Source organism: Methylobacterium mesophilicum, assembly GCF_022179445.1.
Lineage (GTDB): Bacteria > Pseudomonadota > Alphaproteobacteria > Rhizobiales > Beijerinckiaceae > Methylobacterium > Methylobacterium mesophilicum.
Genome location: NZ_BPQU01000009.1, coordinates 1 through 19,499 on the forward strand (window position 1 = coordinate 1; position 19,499 = coordinate 19,499).

Annotated in this window: 16 protein-coding genes and 1 tRNA gene; 14 read left to right on the plus strand and 3 right to left on the minus strand. The window is 68.3% G+C overall.

Translation table 11 applies throughout. The annotated features are described in order from the left end of the window. Positions 1 to 116: 116 nt before the first annotated feature. The gene (locus tag MFF40_RS11420) at positions 117 to 503 is read right to left on the minus strand and encodes a winged helix-turn-helix transcriptional regulator (protein WP_147856827.1); all 387 of its coding nucleotides are present in this window, start codon (positions 501 to 503) and stop codon (positions 117 to 119) included. A gap of 105 nt (positions 504 to 608) precedes the next feature. Here MFF40_RS11420 and MFF40_RS11425 point away from each other — a divergent pair, with 105 nt between their 5' ends. Continuing rightward, complete coding sequence (locus MFF40_RS11425; RefSeq protein ID WP_147856828.1) at positions 609 to 1,355, plus strand: NADPH-dependent F420 reductase; 747 nt, start codon at positions 609 to 611, stop codon at positions 1,353 to 1,355. 36 nt (positions 1,356 to 1,391) lie between these two features. Next, a complete protein-coding gene (locus MFF40_RS11430) occupies positions 1,392 to 2,384 on the plus strand; it encodes a zinc-dependent alcohol dehydrogenase family protein (protein ID WP_147856829.1) in 993 nt (330 codons plus the stop codon). 299 nt (positions 2,385 to 2,683) lie between these two features. On the opposite strand, the gene MFF40_RS11435 is transcribed toward MFF40_RS11430, so the two are convergent. Both MFF40_RS11435 and MFF40_RS11440 read right to left on the minus strand, forming a co-directional pair. Next, complete coding sequence (locus tag MFF40_RS11435; protein ID WP_238260491.1) at positions 2,684 to 4,021, minus strand: sensor histidine kinase; 1,338 nt, start codon at positions 4,019 to 4,021, stop codon at positions 2,684 to 2,686. After that, positions 4,021 to 4,686 carry a response regulator gene (locus MFF40_RS11440; protein ID WP_147907004.1) on the minus strand — a complete coding sequence of 222 codons (666 nt, stop codon included), beginning with the start codon at positions 4,684 to 4,686 and terminating at the stop codon, positions 4,021 to 4,023. Before MFF40_RS11440 ends, MFF40_RS11435 begins: the two co-directional genes overlap by 1 nt. Before the next feature lie 325 nt (positions 4,687 to 5,011). On the opposite strand from MFF40_RS11440, the gene MFF40_RS11445 reads away from it, so the two are divergent. The 12 genes from MFF40_RS11445 to MFF40_RS11500 all read left to right on the plus strand — a co-directional run bounded on the left by MFF40_RS11445 (position 5,012) and on the right by MFF40_RS11500 (position 19,451). Next, positions 5,012 to 5,713, plus strand: coding sequence for a DNA-binding protein (locus tag MFF40_RS11445; protein WP_238260493.1), 702 nt, complete (start codon positions 5,012 to 5,014; stop codon positions 5,711 to 5,713). Between the two features lie 130 nt (positions 5,714 to 5,843). Beyond that, complete coding sequence (locus MFF40_RS11450) at positions 5,844 to 6,143, plus strand: hypothetical protein (RefSeq protein WP_238260594.1); 300 nt, start codon at positions 5,844 to 5,846, stop codon at positions 6,141 to 6,143. Between the two features lie 389 nt (positions 6,144 to 6,532). Continuing rightward, positions 6,533 to 8,284 carry an ABC transporter ATP-binding protein gene (locus MFF40_RS11455; RefSeq protein ID WP_238260496.1) on the plus strand — a complete coding sequence of 584 codons (1,752 nt, stop codon included), beginning with the start codon at positions 6,533 to 6,535 and terminating at the stop codon, positions 8,282 to 8,284. A gap of 73 nt (positions 8,285 to 8,357) precedes the next feature. Next, positions 8,358 to 9,233, plus strand: coding sequence for an aldose 1-epimerase family protein (locus tag MFF40_RS11460; protein WP_147857761.1), 876 nt, complete (start codon positions 8,358 to 8,360; stop codon positions 9,231 to 9,233). A 3-nt stretch (positions 9,234 to 9,236) separates the two neighbouring features. Next, complete coding sequence (locus MFF40_RS11465; RefSeq protein WP_238260498.1) at positions 9,237 to 9,956, plus strand: uroporphyrinogen-III synthase; 720 nt, start codon at positions 9,237 to 9,239, stop codon at positions 9,954 to 9,956. Beyond that, entirely contained in the window at positions 9,919 to 12,219 is a 2,301-nt protein-coding gene (locus MFF40_RS11470) for a COG4223 family protein (protein WP_238260500.1), read from the plus strand. The genes MFF40_RS11465 and MFF40_RS11470 overlap by 38 nt, the downstream gene beginning before the upstream one ends. A gap of 124 nt (positions 12,220 to 12,343) precedes the next feature. Further along, entirely contained in the window at positions 12,344 to 13,840 is a 1,497-nt protein-coding gene (locus MFF40_RS11475; RefSeq protein WP_238260502.1) for a heme biosynthesis protein HemY, read from the plus strand. 240 nt (positions 13,841 to 14,080) lie between these two features. Continuing rightward, complete coding sequence (locus tag MFF40_RS11480) at positions 14,081 to 14,536, plus strand: NUDIX hydrolase (protein ID WP_147852963.1); 456 nt, start codon at positions 14,081 to 14,083, stop codon at positions 14,534 to 14,536. An 85-nt stretch (positions 14,537 to 14,621) separates the two neighbouring features. Beyond that, positions 14,622 to 14,696, plus strand: a tRNA-Thr gene (locus MFF40_RS11485). 286 nt (positions 14,697 to 14,982) lie between these two features. Continuing rightward, positions 14,983 to 15,594 (plus strand): hypothetical protein, encoded by a 612-nt coding sequence (locus tag MFF40_RS11490; protein ID WP_238260504.1) that lies wholly within the window; start codon positions 14,983 to 14,985, stop codon positions 15,592 to 15,594. Continuing rightward, entirely contained in the window at positions 15,591 to 17,522 is a 1,932-nt protein-coding gene (locus tag MFF40_RS11495; protein ID WP_238260506.1) for a hypothetical protein, read from the plus strand. The genes MFF40_RS11490 and MFF40_RS11495 overlap by 4 nt, the downstream gene beginning before the upstream one ends. A 21-nt stretch (positions 17,523 to 17,543) precedes the next feature. Continuing rightward, a complete protein-coding gene (locus MFF40_RS11500) occupies positions 17,544 to 19,451 on the plus strand; it encodes a hypothetical protein (RefSeq protein ID WP_238260508.1) in 1,908 nt (635 codons plus the stop codon). Positions 19,452 to 19,499 lie beyond the last annotated feature (48 nt).

Below are 19,499 nucleotides of genomic sequence, written 5' to 3' on the forward strand. Positions count from 1 at the left end.
GGGCCTTGCGCTGTCAGGTCCGTCCAGTCCGCAAACGCGTTCTCACACAGCCTCGGTGGGAACCGGACCCTGACCCTTCGCCCTGAAGCGGACGTTCCGGCTCCGACCCAAATGCATCAGCCGGCGACGTCTGCGGACGCGACGCCCATCACCTCCCGGCGTGCGAGAGCCCAGTCGATCAGAGCCTCGATGGACGGCCCGAGCGCAACGCCCATCTCGCTGAGCGCATACTCAACCTTTGGCGGCACCTGGGGGTAGACCGTCCGGGTGACGATGCCGTCCTTCTCCAGCTCCTTGAGCTGCTGGATCAGCATCTTCTGGTTCACGCCCTCGATCCGCTTCTCCAGCTCCGAGAACCGTAGCGGCACCTTCGCGGCAAAGAGCTGGACGATGATGACGATCTTCCACTTACCCTCCAGCACCCGCAGGGTTTCGCTGGTCGCCGCCGCCCACACGAGCTGCTGCTTTGGGTCTTCGCAGAACCAATCGCGCCCCGAACCCATACTTACCTCCAGGTGGGCTACCCACCTTTTGGTAGGTTCTTGCTGATACCTCTACCTACCCATAGTTCCCGCTGCATCGCAACTGACGAGGTCAGGGAACACGGCATGAAGATCGGCATCGTCGGCATCGGACACATCGGCAAGTCCCTGGCCACGAAGCTCAGTGCGGCCGGACACGATGTGAAGGTGGCCAACTCACGCGGCCCTGAGACCATCGGGACCGACGTGCTGTCGTCGGGCGCCCGCGCCGTCACGGCACAGGATGCGGTCTCGAATGTCGACGTCGTCATCCTCTCCATCCCGCCGACCGGCATTCAGAAGATCGCCCCTTTGATCCGGGCGATACCCGAGATGAACGTCGTCATCGACACCTCGAACTATTACCCGATGCGCGATGGGACCATCGACGCCATCGAGGCCGGCCAGGTCGAGAGCCTGTGGGTCTCCGAGCAACTGGGCCGGCCCATCGTCAAGGCCTGGAACGCCATCGGTTCGGGCTCGCTGGCCGAGAAGGGCTCACCATCCGGTACGCCGGAACGCATCGCCATCCCCGTCGCGGCCGACCGCGAGGATGATCGTCGTGTGGGCATGCGTCTCGTGGAGGAGACCGGCTTTGACGCCTTCGACGCGGGGTCCCTGGCGGAGTCGTGGCGCCAACAACCCGGTGCGCCGGGCTACTGCACGGATCTGACGCGGGAGGAGATGCCGGGCGCACTCGCGGCAGCCGACAGGGCCCGCCTACCCAGGCGGCGCGACCTCGTGGTCGCGGTGGTCCAGGAGCGCGTCGGCGACAGCAAGACCAATCCGGATGCCGAGTTCGGCGTTCGCGTCGCGCGTGCGATCTGCCTCTGACATCTGACCAGCGCACTCAAGAGAAGGAAATGACCTATGACCCGCGTTGTACGCTTTCATGAATACGGCTCCGCAGACGTGCTGCGCATCGAGGACATCGAGGTTCCCGGGCCTGCCGCCGATGACGTGCAGATTGCGGTTCGAGCCATCGGCCTCAATCGGGCGGAGGTGATGTTCCGCAAGGGCGCTTACTTGCAGGAAGCGAACTTCCCCTCGCAGCTCGGCTACGAAGCCGCAGGAACGGTCAAAGCGACGGGCCGCGACGTGTCCGCTTTCGCCGAAGGCGACGCCGTCAGTGTCATCCCGACGCTCGACATGTCGCGTTGGCCCACCTACGGCGAGGTCATCAACATTCCCGCCCGCTACGTCGTGAAGCATCCGGCCGCCCTTTCGTTCGAGAAGGCAGCCGCATCTTGGATGCAGTATGTCACCGCCTGGGGTGCTCTGATCGATCAGGCGAAACTCACCGCTGGCGATTTCGTCATCGTGTCGGCTGCGTCGAGCAGCGTCGGCATCGCGGCGTTCCAGATCGCCCGCAGCGTCGGGGCGACGGTGATAGCGACCACCCGCACGAACACCAAGGCGCAGGCGCTGCTCGATGCCGGCGCACATCATGTGATCGCCACGGACGAGGGCGACTTGGCGGCGCGCGTGAAGGAGATCACCAGCGGTAAGGGAGCCCGCGTGGTGTTCGATCCGATCGGTGGTCCTGCTATCGCGCAATTTGCCGAAGTCATGGCCGTGGGCGGCATCCTCCTGGAGTATGGCGCCCTCAGCCCGGACGAAGGGCCATTCCCGCAGTTTGCCGTGCTCGGCAAGAGCCTGACCCTGAAGGGATACCTCTACACCGAGATCGTCAGCGATGATCAGGCGCTTGCCCGTGCGAAGGCCTTCATCATCGAGGGACTGGAAAGCGGCAAGCTCAATCCGCTGGTGTCGCGGACCTTCCCGTTCGACCAGATCCAGGAGGCGACCCAATTTCTTGAGTCCAACGAGCAGATCGGCAAGATCGTCCTCACGCTCGATTGACGACGACGATGCCGGGCTCTCCAGAGTTCGGCATCGCATCACCTGACGGCGATCGGCTGACGCAGCGTCTACTTGCGGGACAATCTGCCCAGCAGCGGACGTTCCCGACTTCTGCAACGGGTCGTGAGTGGCCCCCACGGCTATGTCCGCTCCACGCATCCGCGGTCCGGAAGCGGACGGGCAGGAAACCACCCTTCTCAGACATCACCAGGGCCAAACGGATCACGTCCAAACCCACAGTCAAGTCCCAACCGCGCGTTATAACGGTGAGAGGCGCAACGAACAGATTGCGGTCGGTCTCACGCCGGCAAGGTCAGCTCCGCCTTCAGCCCGCCGAGATCCGAGCGCCCGAGGGTGAGCCCGCCGCCGTAGAGCTCGGCGAGTTCGAGGGTGATCGGCAGCCCGAAGCCGTGGCCCGGCACGCCCTCGTCGAGGCGCCGTCCGCGGGCCATGACCGCCTCGGCGGCCTCGGCTTCGAGGCCGGCCCCGTCATCCTCCACGGCGACCCGGACGCCGCTCGCCTGCGGGAGTGCCGTCACCCGCACCCGGCTGCGGCACCAGCGGCAGGCGTTGTCCACGAGGTTGCCCAGCATCTCGTCGAGGTCCTGCCCCTCGCAGGGCACCGTGAGGTCGCCCGGCACCGCCAGCTCGATCGCCACGCCCTTCTCGGCGTAGAGGCGCACCAGGGCATCGCGCAGGTCCGAGACCCGGGGCGCCAGGGGCGTGCGCCCCCGGGCCGAGCCGGCGAGCGCCGCCGCCCGGGCCCGGCGCAGGTGGTGGCGGACCCGCCGGTCCATGTCGTCCACCTGCAGGCGCAGGGCGCCCCCGGGATCGCGGGCGGGCTCGGCCAGCGCCATCGACAGGGTCGCCAGCGGCGTCTTGAGGGCGTGGGCGAGATTGGCGACGTGGCCGCGGGCGCGCTCCAGGTTCTGGGCGTTCTGGTCGAGCAGCGCGTTGAGTTCGGCGACCAGCGGCTTGATCTCGGCGGGCTGCTCCTCCGGCACCCGCTCCCGGCGCCCGGTGCGCACGGCGGCGAGGTCGGCCCGCAGGCGTCGCAGCGGCGCCAGGCCGAGGCGCACCTGCAGGGCCAGCCCGGCGATCAGGCAGAGGCCGAGCACCCCGAGCGCCAGGGCCAGGCTGGTCAGCGCCTCGCGCAGGGGCCCGTACAGGGCCGCCCGGGGCGCCGCCGCGACGATCGTGGCGGGGGGCGTACCCGGCACGTCGAGGATTCGCAGGATCAGCCGCTCCCCCCGCGGCCCGGTGCCGTCCGCGGGATGCGGGCGGTCGGGCTCGTCGTCGGGGCCCGGCTCGGTGACGGTGATGTGGCCGCCCCGCAGGGAACCCGAGCCGAAGGTCTCGCCCCCCCGGCGCACCTCCCAGGCCCAGCCGGGCCCGTCCCGGTCGAAGGGCGGCGCATCGCGATCCCGGGGCAGAAGGCCCGCCTCCAGGCCGGTCCGCAGCGCGACGATCTGGGCGTCGAGATGCCCTTCGATCTGCCCCCGGACGAAGCGGTGCAGGATCACCCCGATGGCGAGCCCGGCCACCACGAGCGCCGCCAGCACCAGCGCCAGGGCGGCCACCAGCAGGCGGGTCCGCAGGGAGCGGTGCGGCGGCGGTCTCTTCTTCGGCGGCGGCATCAGGCCGGATCCGCGTGCAGGCGGTAGCCGTGGCCCCGCACGCTCTCGATCCGCGCGGGGGCGATCTTCCGGCGCAGGCGGGTGATGATCACCTCCACGGAGTTCGAATCGACATCCGCATCGCCCTCGTAGACCCGCTCGATCAGGTGCGGACGCGGCACCACCGCGTCGCGGTTGAGCATCAGGCAGGACAGGACCCGCCATTCGAGGCCCGTGAGCTTGAGCGGCAGGCCCTCGTGCTCGAAGGCGCCGAGCCCCGTGTCGAAGCTGAGAGGGCCGCAGGCGATCCGGCTCGCCCCGCCGCCCTGCGACCGGCGCACCAGGGCGCGCAGGCGGATCACCAGCTCCTCCACCCGGACCGGCTTGACCAGGTAATCGTCCGCCCCCGCCTTGAAGGCCGCGACCTTGTCGCTCCATCCGTCCCGGGCGGTGAGCACCAGCACCGGCAGCGTCCGCCCGGCGGCGCGCCAGGCGCGCAGCACCGAGACCCCGTCGCCCTTGGGCAGGCCGAGATCGAGCACCACCGCGTCGTAGCCCTCGGTCTCGCCGAGATGCTGCGCGTCCTCGCCGGTGGCGGCCCGGTCGAGGACGAAGTTCTCAGCGCGCAGGACCTTGGCCAGTTCGGCAGCCAGGGCCGCGTCGTCCTCCACCAGCAGGATTTTCAAGAGTTTGGTCCCCCCAACCCCGGCTCTACGGCCTTGATTTGACGCGCTCGCTGACGCCGAACCGGTCTCCGCTTCGGCGGCGACCGCTCTCGTGCCGGAAAGCGCGCTGCGACGGGAAGTTAGGGCCGCCTTCTCACGCTGCCCATCGATTGATCCTCCCGGATCGGCCGGCGCCGCGAAGTCCTTGATCGCCCGCGCGTCTCGGCCATAGGCGGGCGGATTTAACCGGGCCTGAACCGGACGGTTCAGGCCGGATTCGAGGGGGCGTCTTACGAAGGAGCCACGGACCGATCGGGTCCCGAACCTTCTCAAGAGGACGACACGGATGAGCGACGACAACACCATCGACGGCACCGCCCGCGAGATCCGCGAGCCGGCCCCCACCACGACAACCAAAAAAATCCCGGGGCGGACCTGGAAAATCCCGGGCCGGACCTGGGTGGTGGCCGCGATCGCCGCACCCCTGGCTTTGGGCGCCGCCGGCCTGTCCCTGGCGCAGGGCACCGCGTTCCAGCCGACGCCGGTGGATCCGGTGGCGATCCAGGCGCTGGCCCCGTCGAGCGCCACCGCCATCAAGGGCGAGGTCGCCGAGATCTACGGCAACAAGTTCGTGGTCCAGGACCCGACGGGCCGGGCGCTGGTCGAGACCGGCCCCGCCGGCGAGGGCGGCAACCTCGTCGCCAAGGGCGAGGCCGTGACCGTGCAGGGCCGGTTCGAGACCGGGTTCCTGCATGCCAGCGTGCTGACCCACGGCGACGGCCGCACGGTGGTGATCGGGCCGGCCGGCGGACCTCCGCGGGGCAGCCTCGACTGGGCCAGGGACAAGCTCGGCCTCGGGCCGAACCCGGACGTGCCGGCGCTGACCGCCGCCGTCCAGGCCGCCGGCTACGGCGACGTGCGGGTGACCGGCCGCGGGCCGCGCCACCTCGAGGTGGCGGCGAAAGACCGCGACGGGCGCGAGCACCAGCTCCATGTCGGCTTCGACGGCCAGGTCCGCGAGCGGCCGGTCCCGGGCGCCCGGCTCTGAGCCCTCGCTCGCCTGGATGCGCGTGCCGCCGGACCGATCTCCGGCCCGGCGGTCAGGGCACGATGCAACCGTTTCCCCCCTGCCGCGTCCTCCTGTCACCCAGCTGAACAGGAGGCACCCCTTGGAACCCATGAAGCCGATGGAACCGATGAAGCCAATGAAGCCCATGGAACCGATGAAGGGCATGGAGCCCTTCTGGCCGAAGGACCTGGGCGATCCCGCGACCAGCGGCTCCCAGAACGGCATGAAATACGCGTTCTTCCCGGACAAGCACCGGCTCCTGATTGAGCGCGACGGCCAGGTCTCGACCTACGATAGCGGCGACCACCGCATCGGCGGCGTCTCGCAGGCGGACGGCAGCACCCAGTCGCTGACCTTCTCCAGCCAGAACGGCGACGTGGATCTGGGCTCGCTCAAGAAGCTCGACTGACGGTCCAGGCTCCATAAGGCCCGGCACCCAACCCTTTGAAGTGTTGGCCCGAACAGCTCCGGTCAGCCTAGTTGGCCGGTCGTTACAGAGTCCGCTCCATCAACCGCTCGGTCATCCCGGGCTCCGCCGCGCGGCACCGGGATGACGGGGTTGGGTTCAGAACGGCCCGCGCAGGGAGGCAGCCTCGAGGGGCGAGCGGCACAGAATGCGGCTGCAACACCCCGGGAGGGCTGGGTTCGGGCCCTTCGGAAACAGGGCGTTTCGGGTTTGGGACGATGTCTGCGGGTGTTCGACCTGAGGTCGCGAGGCCCGACCGCCTTCCCCTCCGGCGCCGGGCCCTCTAAGCCCGGCCCGGCCATGCGAGCCCTCCCGCCGATCCGTCCCGAACCATGCGCGCGCTGATCGATCTCGTTCGCATCATGCGCGCGCGCGACCGGCGGCGGCTCGCCCTGATCGCGCTGGGCCTGGCGGTCGCGGCGCTGCTGGAGGTGGTCGGCGTCGCCTCGGTGATCCCGTTCCTGACCCTGGTCGGCGACCCCTCGGCGGCGACCCGCGTGCCGTACCTGGCCCAGGCCCGTGAAATCCTGGGCCTTGCCGACGAGCGCAGCTTCCTGCTGGTCACCGGCGGGGCGGCATTGCTGGCGATCCTGACCACGGCGGTGGTCAATGCCGGGCTGACCTACGCGCAGCTCCGGTTCACGCATCTGGCCGGCTACGGCTTCAGCCGGCGGATGCTGTTCCGCTATCTCGACCGGGAGCGGCTGTTCTTCGCCCAGGCCAACAGCGCGGAACTCGCCAAGAACGTCCTGTCCGAGACCGACCGGCTGGTGGTCGGCGTGCTGACGCCGGCCACCGTGCTCGCCTCCCGGGCGACCTCGGCGCTCGCGGTGATCGCGTTCCTGGTGGCCTACGCGCCGCAGCTCGCCCTGATCCTCGGGGGCGGCTTCGGCGGCCTCTATGTCGGGATCTACCTGATCATGCGGGCGCGGCTCGCCCGGCTCGGCGGCCGCTCGGTGGCCGATAACGAGGCCCGGTTCCGGATCGTGCAGGAGACCTTCGGGGCGCTCACGGAACTCAAGCTCTACGGCCGGGCCGAGGCCTTCGCGGGCCGGTTCGACGCCCCGGCGCGGGCCTACGCGATCGCCACCGCGGAGAGCCTGCTCACCGGCCAGATGCCCCGCTTCGTGATCGAGGCCCTGGCCTTCGGCGGGGTGATCGTGGTGGTGCTGTTCGCCCTGGCCCAGGGGCTGGATGTGGCCGGGATCCTGCCGCTGCTGGGCCTGTTCGCCTTCGCGGGCTACCGGATGCTCCCGGCCTTCCAGAACATTTTTACATCCGTCTCCCTGATGCGCTTCTACAGCCCGGTGGTGCGGGTGATGGTCGACGCGCTGGCCGACGAGCGTGGCCCGGTCCCCCGCACCGCAGAGCGTCTTCCCTTCACGAAAGGCATCCGTCTGGAGGGGATCGGCTTCGATTACGGCACCGGCCGGCCGGCGCTGGTCGGCATCGACCTGACGATCCCGGTCAACACCACGATTGGGCTCGCCGGCCGCACCGGCTCGGGCAAGTCGACCCTGGCGGGCCTGCTGCTGGGGGTGCTCACCCCGGGCACGGGCCGGATCACCGTGGACGGGCGGGTGCTCGACGCCAGCGCCCTCCCCGCCTGGCAGAACCGGATCGGCTACGTCCCGCAGGACGTCTTCCTCGTGGACGGCACCGTGGCCGAGAACATCGCGCTCGGCCTCGACGCGCCGGATCTGCCCGCCGTCGAGCGCGCGGCCCGGCTCGCCGGCGCCCACGATTTCGTGGCCGCCCTGCCCCACGGCTACGGCGCGCGCGTCGGCGAGCGCGGGGCCCGGCTCTCCGGCGGCCAGCGCCAGCGCCTCGGCATCGCCCGGGCGCTCTACCACGACCCGGACGTGATCGTGTTCGACGAGGCGACCTCGGCGCTGGACGACGAGACGCAAGGGGCCGTGATGCGCGCCCTTCGGGCGCTCTCGGGCCGACGCACCCTGATCCTGATCGCCCACCGGCTCTCGACCCTGGAGGGGGCCGACGCGGTCCACGTGCTGGAGGCCGGCCGGCTCGTCGCCTCCGGGCCGCCGGAAACGATCCTCCCGGGGTTGGGGAATGTGGCGTGAGGCGGCGGCCTCCCCTTGCGTCCCGGCCCGCGTCCGTTACCTCGGCGGTTCGAGGATCGCCCGGGAGGCCCGCTTGAGCACGCGCATCGACCTGACCGCTCCGGACGGCACCACGGCCGTGCTCTCGACCCACGGGGCCGAGCCGGTATCCTGGCGGGTCGGCGGCACCGAGTACCTATGGAGCGGCGATCCGGTGCATTGGAACCGGCACGCCCCCTGGCTCTTCCCGGTGGTCGGCGCCTCGTCCGGCGGGCGGGTGCGGGTCGGGTCCGAGACCTACCCGATGGCCCAGCACGGCTTCGCCCGGGACCTGCCCTTCGTTGTGGTGGAGCGCAGCGCCGACGCGGTGCTTCTACGGCTGACCGACGGGCCGGAGACAAAGGCGCATTACCCGTTCGCCTTCCGGCTCGACATCGCGGCCCGGGTGCGGCCGGCCGGGCTCGACCTCACCGTCACCGTGGCCAATCCCGGCGACGTCCCCCTGCCCTACGCGCTCGGGTTCCACCCGGCCTTCCCGTGGCCCTTCGCGGGCGGTGCGCGGGCCCGGGACGGCGGCTACGCGGTGGAATTCGAGCGGGCCGAGCGCCCGTTCGCCCCGCAGGTCGGCCCCGGCGGGCTGCTGCTGCGCGACGAGCAGCCGATCCCCCTGGCCGGCGACACCCTGCCCCTCGACCCGGCGATCTTCACCGAGGCGTTCGTGTTCCGGAACGCGAAGAGCCGCCGGATGCGCTTCACCGGGCCCGGGACAGCGATCCGGATGGAGATGGAGGATTTCCCGCACCTCGCCGTCTGGACGAAGCCGACCGCGCCGTTCCTGTCGCTCGAATGCTGGACCGGCTACGCCGACTGGGCGGATTTCTCCGGTCCGCTTCAGGAGCGCGACGCGCAGCGCCTGCTGCCGCCGGGGGAGGAAGCGCGCCACGGCGTCCGCCTGACCCTGGAAGCCTAGCGGTTGCGCGTCTGGGTCGCCCGTCCCGAGCCGGGGGCCGCCCGCACCGGCGCGGCCCTGGCCGCGCGCGGGCACGCCGCCCTCGTCGCCCCTGTGCTGGCCATCGGGCCGACCGGCGCCGAACCGCCCGCCGGTGCGTTCGACGCGTTGCTGTTCACCAGCGCCCACGCGGTGCCGGCCCTCCGGGACACGCACCGCTTGCGCGGCCTGCCGGTCTTCGCGGTCGGGCCCCGGACCGCCGAGCGGGCGCGCGCGGCGGGGCTCGGGCCCGTGCGGGAGGGACCGGGCGACGCGGCCGGGCTCGCCGCCCTGGTGGCCGAGGGGCTGCCGGCCGGAGCGCGCCTGCTCCACGCCACCGGGACCGCGCGCAAGCCCGAGCCCGAGGCGGCCCTGACGGCCGCCGGATTCACGATCGTGATCCTCGAGGCCTACACGGCGGATCCCGTCCCCACCCTGCCCCCTGCCGTGGGCGACGCACTCGCCGCCGGGGGGCTCGATGCTGCACTGCATTATTCCCGCCGCAGCGCGGCCGTCGCGCTCGCGCTCGCGGATGGATCGGGGCACGGCGGAGCTTTCCGCCGCCTGAGGCATTACTGCCTGTCTGTTGATGTCGCGTTCCCCCTGGAAGCCGCCGGCATCGCGGTCCATTTCGTCGCGGCACGGCCGCGGGAAACGGACCTGCTCGATGCCCTCGCGCCACGCTTCGGTGGCGGCGCGCGGTGACAGCGGGACAGAGCCGCCGTATCTCGCCCTCGCGCCCGGTGCCGCCGCGGTGCTACGGGGGCGCGGCGACGCCGAAGAGTTGGAGGACTTGCCCGTGACGCCACCACCCAGCGACGCCGACAAGCCCGGAGCCGGCGGTCCGAAGCCGGGCGGCGCTCCGTCCACGCCTGCGCAACCCGATCCGGGCCGGACCGAGTCCCGACCCGGTGCGAAGTCCCCCGCCCCCGCGGTGGGCGGGGCCAAGCCCGCGCAGGTCGCACCGTATCAGCCGGGTACACCCGGCACGGGATCTCCGGCGGCCGCCCCGCCCAAGCCGGCGACCGACCCGGTCTCGGCCGCCAAGCCGGGCAGCCCCGGCGCGGCCGACGGCAAGCCAGAAGCCGGCAAACCACTTGGCGACGGCGCCAAGCCGGGCGCCGCCGCAACGGATCGCCCCGGCGAGGCCAAGCCTGCGGCGTCGCAGCCGGGCGCCACGGCCTCGTCGGGCTCAGAGGCCGCCAAGCTGGCTTCCGGCATCGCCGGGCCGAAATCCGAACCCGGCAAGCCCGAACCCGGCAAATCCGAGGCGGCCAAGCCTGATCCCGCCAAGCCTGATCCCGCGAAGCTCGATCCTACGAAGTCGGCCCAGCCGGGAGCGGGCGCGCAGGGTGGCGGCGGTCCCCGCCCCGGCGCCACGGCCACGGGTGCCGCGGCCGCAGCGGTCACGGCCGGGCCGATCCTTGACCTGAAGGCCAAGCGCATTCCCGATCCGCCGCCGCCCGGCAAGGACGCGCCGAAGGATGCGCCCAGGGACGGGTCGAAGGACGCTGCCAAGGATTCAGTGAAGGAGCCTCCGAAGGGCTCCGGTACGACGGCCCTGACCCCCGTAACCCCGCCGGCTGGGCGGGCGCGGGCCGGTTTCGGCTCCCTGGCGGCGGCCGGCCTCATCGGCGGCCTGATCGGCGCGGGTGCGCTGTTCGGGGCCGAGCGTGCCGGCCTCGGCAATCTGCGTCCGAACGCCTCCGATCCGACCCTGTCCGGCCAGGTCGCGTCCCTCGACAAGCGGGTGGACGGGCTCGCCCCGCGCGATGCCGTCGCCGACCTCGACAAGCGGGTCGCCGCCGCAGAGGCCGCGGCCCGGCAGGCTCTGGAGAAGGCCCCGGCCGCCGGCGGCGCTGCCGCGGACGGGCAGGCGCCTGCGGCGAATGCCGCCGTGCCGGCCGATTTCGCCGCGCGCCTCGACAGCCTCGATCAGCGGGTCGCCGCGCTTCAGGAGGAGCCCGGCCGGGATCAGGGGGGCGATGCGAAGCTCGGCGCGGCCCAGGCCGCCGATCCCAAGCAGGTCGCCGATCTGGATGCGCGCGTGAAGGCGCTCGAGGCCGACCAGCCCGACAAGGGGGCCGCGGCCGAGGCGTCGAAGACGATCGCCGCCCTGCAGGGCGAGGTCGAGCAGCGAACCAAGGCCAATGCCGAGGCCGACGCCGCGCTGGGCCAGCGCCTCGACGGCCTTCAGCAGGCCCTCGACGCCCGCGTGAAGGCCGCCACCGAGGCGGTTCAGGCGGCCACGCAGGCGAGCCGTACCGCCGCCGAGGCCGGCCAGACCCAGGCCGCCGAGGCCGCGAAGGCGGTCGATCGCCGTCTGCAGGAGCAGGCCGACAAGATCGCCGCGCTCGACAAGAGCGTGTCCCAGCGGGCCGAGATCTCCACCGTTCAGGCGGCGCTGCGGGTGGTGGTGGCCGACCGCGTCGCCTCGGCGCTCGCGGCCGGCATGCCCTACGCGGAGCCGCTCGCGACCCTGCGCAAGCTGGATCCGGGTGCGGAAGCCCAGGCCACGGCGCTCGCGCCCTTCGCCGAGACCGGCGCGCCGACCACGGCCCAGCTCGCCAACGCGTTCCGGCCGGTCGCCGAGCAGGTCGCCGCCAAGCGCCGGTCGCAGCTGGCCAGGAGCGCGGCCGAGACCGGCGATTTCCGCACCAAGCTCCTGAGCATGGCCGACGGCCTCGTGCAGGTGCGCAAGGTCGATGCGCCGGCCGCCGCCCCGGAGGCGTCCGACGAACCCGAGGCGAAGGTCCAGGCGGCGCTGGACCGCGGCGACCTGCCGGCGGCGTCGGCAGCCTTCGCGGCCCTGCCGCCCGAGATGCGCGACCAGGCCGGCGACTTCGCCGCCAAGCTCAAGGCCCGGGCCGCCGCCGAGGAGTCCGTTCGGGCCCTGCTCGCCGGCGCCTTCAAGGCCCTGCCGACGGATGCGGCCTCCGGTGCCGCCCCGGCGGCGTCCGGCCGCTAGACAGTGACGGCGTCGACCCGCGCGTCGCGCGGCCGCATCTTCTCCGGTCGGGCGCCCAGGCGCCCCGCCTCTCCCGCACCCAGCGGTGGCCGCCCGGCGGCCGCCGACAGGAGACACTGACCCCATGTGGCGCGCCCTCGCCTTCCTGGCCCTGCTCGCACTCGCCGCCTTCGGGGCGGTCTGGATCGCCGACCGGCCCGGCACCGTCACCGTCGTCTGGAACGGCTACCAGATCGGCACCAGCCTCGCGGTCGCCCTGGTCGGCGTGATCGCCGCGGCCATCGTCCTGGGCCTGCTCTGGGCGATCGTGCGCGGCGTGATCGGCCTGCCCGAGGCGCTGGTGCGCGGCTCGGCCGAGCGCCGCCGGGCGAAGGGCTTCTCCGCCCTCTCGCGCGGGATGGTGGCGGTGGGCTCGGGCGATCCGCTCGCCGCCCGGCGCTACGCCGGGGACGCCGAGCGCCTGCTCGGCCCCGAGCCGCTGACCCTCCTGCTCAAGGCCCAGGCGGCACAGATCTCCGGTGACCGCGACGCCGCCGAGAGCGCCTTCCAGCGCATGGTCGACGACCCCGAGACCCGGGTGCTCGGCCTGCGCGGCCTGTTCGTGGAGGCGCGCCGCCGCGAGGACGAGACAGCCGCCCGCGCCTACGCGGTGGAGGCAGCCCGCCTCGCCCCGAGCGTGACCTGGGCCAACGAGGCGATGCTGGAGGCGCAATCCGCCGACGGCGATTGGGGCTCGGCCCTGGAGACCATCGAGCGGCGCTCCTCCCTCGGCCTGATCGACAAGCCGACCGCCCGGCGCCAGCGGGCCGTCCTCCTGACGGCGATCGCCGGCGAGCGCGAGGCCGGCGAGCCGGAACTCGCCGCCGAGCGCGCCCTGCAGGCGGTCAAGCTCGCCCCCGACCTGGTTCCGGCGGCCTGCATCGCAGGGCGCCTGCTGTCGCGCCGGGGCGACCTGCGCAAGGCCGCCAAGGTGGTCGAGACGGCCTGGAAGACCAATCCGCACCCCGACCTCGCCAAGGTCTATCTCGGCTTGCGCCCCGGCGATTCGGTCCGCGACCGCCTGGCCCGGGCCGAAACCCTGGCCAAACTCTCGTCCTGGGATCCGGAATCCCGCCTCGCCGTGGCACAGGCATCCCTCGACGCGCGCGAATACGGCCGGGCCCGGGAGGCCCTGAAGCCGCTGCTCGCCGACCGCCCGACCGTCCGCTCCAGCCTGATGATGGCGGCGATCGAGGAGGCCGAGCACGGCGCGGCGTCCGGCCAGGCCCGCGAGTGGCTGTCCCGGGCGGCGCGGGCGCCGCGCGACCCGGTCTGGATCGCCGACGGCATCGCGTCCGACACCTGGGCGCCGGTCTCGCCGGTCAGCGGCCGGCTCGACGCCTTCGCGTGGCGCGAGCCGCCGAACACGCTCGCGCCCTCCGCGCCCGCGGTGGAGCCGGAGGAGCCCGAGATGCCGAAGCCCGTCCTCGTCCCGGCCGAGCCGACGCCGTCGGCCCCGCTTCCGACCATCATCCCCGCAGCCAGCCCGCCGGCTGGTCCGGGAGCCGACGCGGTCTCTGCCGGCATGGCGTCCGCAGCGGTCCCGGCCTCGGGGGAGCGGGCGGCGCGGCGGACGGCGTGACGGATCGGTCGGTCCAGCCTTAGCCAGGTAACTAGAGAGGAATCGGAGATATCAGTCTTGTGCTGAACTTTTCCCTCGCTCGCGCGCTTACGTTGACGTCACTTGCTGATACTGCGTACCTTGTTGCTGATGCATGCCCGCGCCGACCGAGGATCAGACGATCTGCTCTCCGCTTCAAATCCCTGTCGCGCCGTCGATCCGGCGGGGCACAATGCGGGTTCCGACCCGGCCGGTCCTGTCGTGACGGCCGCGGTCGAGGATACGACTGAACCGCGCCGGCAGGTGGGTGTCCTGCCGTTCCAGCAGGGGCGCGACGGCGAGAACCGGATTCTCCTGGTGACCTCCCGGGAAAGCCGGCGGTGGGTCATCCCGAAGGGGTGGCCGATGAAGGGCCGCAAGCCGTTCGAGGCGGCGGCGCGCGAAGCCTACGAGGAAGCCGGCCTGCGCGGCGATGTCGGCAAGCGTCCGCTCGGCTACTACGTCTACCAGAAGCGCCTGAAGAACCTCGACGCGGTCCTGTGCCAGGTCAAGGTGTTCCCGCTCAAGGTTCGCAAGCAGCTCAAGAACTTCCCCGAGGTGAACCAGCGCGAGCTGCGCTGGTTCACGCCCGCCGAGGCCGCCGAGGCCGTGTCCGAACCGGGCCTCGCGGCGATCATTCGCGCGACATGCCGGCAAGTTAAGGCGACGGACGCGTAACCCACCGTTGCCAAGCCGGCGATGATCCGTTATTGCCCCTCTCAGCCGGACGGACACGCCCCCAAGCGGGGTCGCCACGGCGCTTGCTGCGGTAGCTCAGTGGTAGAGCACTTCATTGGTAATGAAGAGGTCGACAGTTCAATCCTGTCTCGCAGCACCATAAATTCAACCACTTAACGGCGTCGTTCACCCCAAGGTTTTTTTGTGGGGTGAACTCGGGGCGAATGCTCTACCCCAGGCCGTGAGCGCCCTTTTTATGTGCGTAAATGTCGTCCACAATCCATATAGGGGTTTCTTTCGCGCTCCTGCCCTCGTGAAGGGGCATTCGACCGGGCGCTTTCGAACCGTTCAAAAAAGCCGACTACGAAGAACACTAGCGGCAGGTTCTGCGTTCAGGACTCGTGATGCGGCCTGCCTGCGATTTCCACTCCGACCAGCAATCGGCCGTGCGGCTGCTGGCCGTCATCTGCGCCGCAGCTCAACCAGTCAGTGATGACGAACTCGGCGCGGACGTGGTTGGCGTCCTACGGGCTCAGTCGCGCCTCCAAGCGCTCGACTTCTGGATCCGCTACCCCGATTACCTCGCTAACGAACTCGTGAACGAGTTCGAGAAGACTGGGGTGGACGACAATCTCGATCTAGCGCGGCGTATTTTCGACGACCGCGAGCCTGATCTCCGGCGGCTGCCGATGATCCGATATCATTTCGGTGCCTTCGAGCCGTTGCACAATCCGCTTTCGATCCTTCGCTCTCGAGACCTCGTCCGCCAGCACCGTCATGGGGAGCCAGGGCACGTGACGGAGACCTGGTACCTGCTAACGACAACTGGGCGAGAAGCAATGAACCAACTCGCTGATGCCGCCGTTGAGCTGGCTTGGTACCGTGACCGCGCCATGATCGCCGCACGAATTGCGGGCGCAGCCGGAGGCTCCGCCCTCAAGGATCGCCAGTACCTTCAGGAAGAGTATGCCGCGACCCCGCTTAAGGGGATGATCCCGTCCATTGCAGATCGTGTGCGAGCGAGGCTGAAGGAGCTTTCCGAGGGAGCGTCTGAATGAGCGAGGGCTGGCACGAGCGGGTAGCAACTGAAGCAGGAGTGAAGGTTGCCGAGGTGGAAGCGATCCTCGCGAGGAGGCGCATTCGCAGCAGGGTCGGTGCCCGTGCAGCTCGTAAGCTCCGGGTGACATCTGTGGCATTCACAGGTGAGAAATACGGGAAGGCGACGGGTCGCATCAATTTCTCATGGTCGCAGCTCGATGATGGGGTCTGGGCCGTCGCAAGCGATGGCACCAATTTTGTCGGCAAATCGACCGTGCTGGAAATTATGCTTTGGGCGCTACGCGGCGATCCAAAAGGTCTCCAGCAAGATGTTCAGAAGTGGCTTGACCATGTCCGCGTCGAGTTCAAGCTCGACGACGGACCTTATGCCGTTGATTTTGATGTTACCAAAAAGGTACCAAGCGGCACGCTTTCCCGGGAACGGCCGGATGGAAGTGTGGAGCAACTCGATAGCTTCGAGACCCATCAAGGGTTCGCGGCGGCAATGTCACGTTTCATGATGGAAGCGTTAGACCTCGATCCGATCCCGTACCAACAGGGCAAGGACGAAGCCGCTCAAATCGTGCACCACGGTTGGAAGGCCTTATCCTCTGGCCTCTATTTCTGGGGTGAGCATGAGTTTCTCCTGGGCGACTCCCAATGGGGCGGACTTCCCGCCCGCATCCTTCAGCTCTACGTGGGCCTACCCTGGGCCTCGACAGTTATGCAGGCCTCTACGGCGCAAAAAGATTTAAACGCTGAGAATTTGCGCACTAAAGCGGTCCAACGCGCTGCAACTGTGAGCGCGACAAAGGCGCGAACTAAAATTATTGAAGATCTCAGCAAAGCTCAGAAGCGACTTTCACAACTTGCCAGCTATGCTGATTTTGCGCAGCAGATCGAGGACCTCGCGGCGACCGTCGTGAAGGTATCTACCGTTTATAGCGAGCTTGAGCTTAGGCTTTCGGACGCAGAGAACGAAGCTAGGCATCTCCAAGAAGCAGCCGACGGCGACGAGCGTGAGGCCAGGGGCATTCGTGAAACTTTCGTCGCCACCAATTTTTTCAACGGGCTACAACCGACTTGCTGCCCCCGTTGCGAAGCCGCGGTGACAAAAGACCGGATCAGACGTGAGGAGATCGAATTTAGTTGCTCTGTGTGCAGTGAGCCGATTTCGGCCGTAAAGATGGAAGACGTTAACGAGCGACTCTTGGCAGCTGAAGAGAGCGCAGCCGCAACGAGTGTTGCCTCTAAACGTGCGTCGGCAGTTGTCATGGAACTGCGGCAAGGCGTGAAGACGGAGCGCGAGCGTATGTTGAAGGCGCGGGCCGATCTTGGTGCGGCTCCCGCCTCCAGTAACCTGCGAAGCCGTCGAGATGTCGAGCTCGAGATCTCAAGTCTAGAGGGGCAACTCAAGGCTCACGCCGAGAATGAAGAAGAGCCGGATGAGACAGCTGACCGCGCGGTAGTAAACGCGGCGTATACAATCGCAAAAATGGAGATGGATAAGGCTGCTGGCCAGCTATTCTCAGATTTGGCGAACGAGGTGTTGCTGCTCGCCCGGCGCTTCGGCCTCGCCTCCCTTGAATGGGTTAAAATTGATGCGCAAGCCCACATGACGTTGGGTAAGGGTGGGGAGACCACCGCTTTCAATAACGTTACGTTGGGCGAGCGGCTTCGATTACGCATCGCCACTGCGATTGCACTCTTACGAATAGGAGAAAGGCTTGGTGTTGGCCGCCACCCTGGTCTGTTGATCATAGACTCACCAGGGGCGCAGGAAACCGCCGACATCAATCTGGAAGCCTTCCTCAAGGAACTTCGTGCGATCGCAGATAACGAAGTTGGCCTGCAGGTCTTTGTATCTAGCGCTAAATCAAGCGAGATCATAGCGTTCCTTGACCCCAACAACTGTCGCGTGGCCGCCAAAGAGGATTACCTTTGGTGACGGAGATCGAGGAAGGCCGACATGTCGACCGTAGCGGCCATTGAGGACCTGCTAACCCGCGGAGCGCCGGTGACTATGGAGGCCGTCGGAGGGCGATCCGCTGTTGAAGCGGAGCTCGACGCAATCGTGCGGTCGCCTCATGTCGATGTCCTAGTAAGCTGGGCAATCAATGCTGCGCCCAGCGAAGAGGCCTTCGCAGACGACCTCGTGATAAAAGGGTTTGAGCATGCAGGTTATGCCACCGCGTTTCGGTCCGCCTCAGATGCGTTGATAGCCTCAGAGGCAATCCGATCCCGCGTCGGAGCGAAACTTACAAAGGCCCTCGAAGCTCGCGCAGGCTTGCGCAATGACAGCCGCAACGGTCTTATCGCAGCTTACGCGCTTGAAACTTGGCTGCGACTTGCCCTCAACGAGGTCGTTCAACGGCATCGACTCATCTCAGTGCTCGTCGAGGTTCAGCCAGACGAAAACGGCCTATTTCTGGAACACGCCGCAAAGATTGTGGGCGCGGCCTTCCACGCTTGGAGAGAAACGGACCTTCTCCCCGTTCTCGAGCGGCTCCGCAAAAATCAAACTGCAAGCGGAGAGGCTACGTTTGAATATGGCAATGCCTTGCTGGTGATTGCACTGGAAGGCAACGACCAAGAAGAGGTCATGGGCGGCTTAGAAGCCGCAGGTACGCTGTTTGCCGAAGCTGTTCGTAGCGATCCCGACCGATCCGATGCGCAGGTCTATGCAGCTGTCATTGAGGTTGCGAGAGGCTTCTCTCGTGGAGCCGACGAGACGGACCTCAGACTGGCCGTAAATTCACTCGAAGCTGCGGCCGCTGACCGCACATTCCTTCTGTCGGCAGGGCGACTTCCAGACTGGTTGGCACCTCGGCGTGATAAAGATGTTCAGTGGCTTGAGCTGTTGGACGCCATCCCACGTCTCGCTACCGATCTGGAGCGCCCGAGCTGGTTGCACGCATGTGAAGTGCTCGACCGCCTGCTTAGGGTTTACGATGCGGACCGCACAATTGCTGATGGAGCCGCGTTCGGCGTTCTTATTCGGCCTCGCATCGAAGCCAGCTTTATCCGCGAACGTGGCCTTCTTGCGCACCTCGACGATCGACTACGCGACGACGAATTTGTTGGCGAAGATCGCACCGCGGCGGCTGCGCTACGTGAAAGAATCGAGGAAATGGCGGCGGAGCCGAACCCGCCGGGAAAATCGCGAGAGGGCGCGTATACCGAGAAGCTCCGGGGCGCCCTCGAGGATATCGGAGCACCAAAACAGCTCATTGAACGGCTCATAACCGCAGCGGAAGGCAAGTTATACCTCTACGATGAGCTTGCAAATCCAGTAATTCAGCGCGTCTATGCTGACATTCGCTCGCAGCTTCGGGGAGGAATTTATTATAAAGGCGAGGTACGTAAGACATTTGATCGACTTTTGTTGCAGATAATACTTTTTTGTATGGATCGGCAGGATGCAGCAAAGAAAGAGCTGGGCGAGCGTGGAGATTACCTCTTTACCAAAAATCCGGTGGAAGGTGATCTTCAAAAGGATCTTCGTGGATTCCTTGTGGGCAACCTCATCGGTAGCGCGCTGCACACCGAGTTGGAGGGAATCGCAAAAGGACGGTGTGACATCTACGTGGGGCATGGCGGTTGGCGCTTCCTAATCGAGCTAAAGAAGCACGAAGGCCAAGTGACAAAGCAGGTGGCCAGAAGCTACGTCGGGCAAGCGGCCAGTTATCAAGGAACAAACGTCAAGCTCGGTATGCTCGGGATCCTCGAACTTGTTAACCGGACAGGACCGCCGCCGGGTCTAGAGGACTGCATCTGGTTTGACAGCTTGATCCCTGATGGAGATACGACGGTTCGGCACCTCGTCGTGTTCAAGATCCCCGGCCGTATGAAGCGTCCGAGCGAACTTTCGCGTTGAGTCGATATCTTCTCGATCCATACAGCCTGCGATATTTGCCGCCGACTG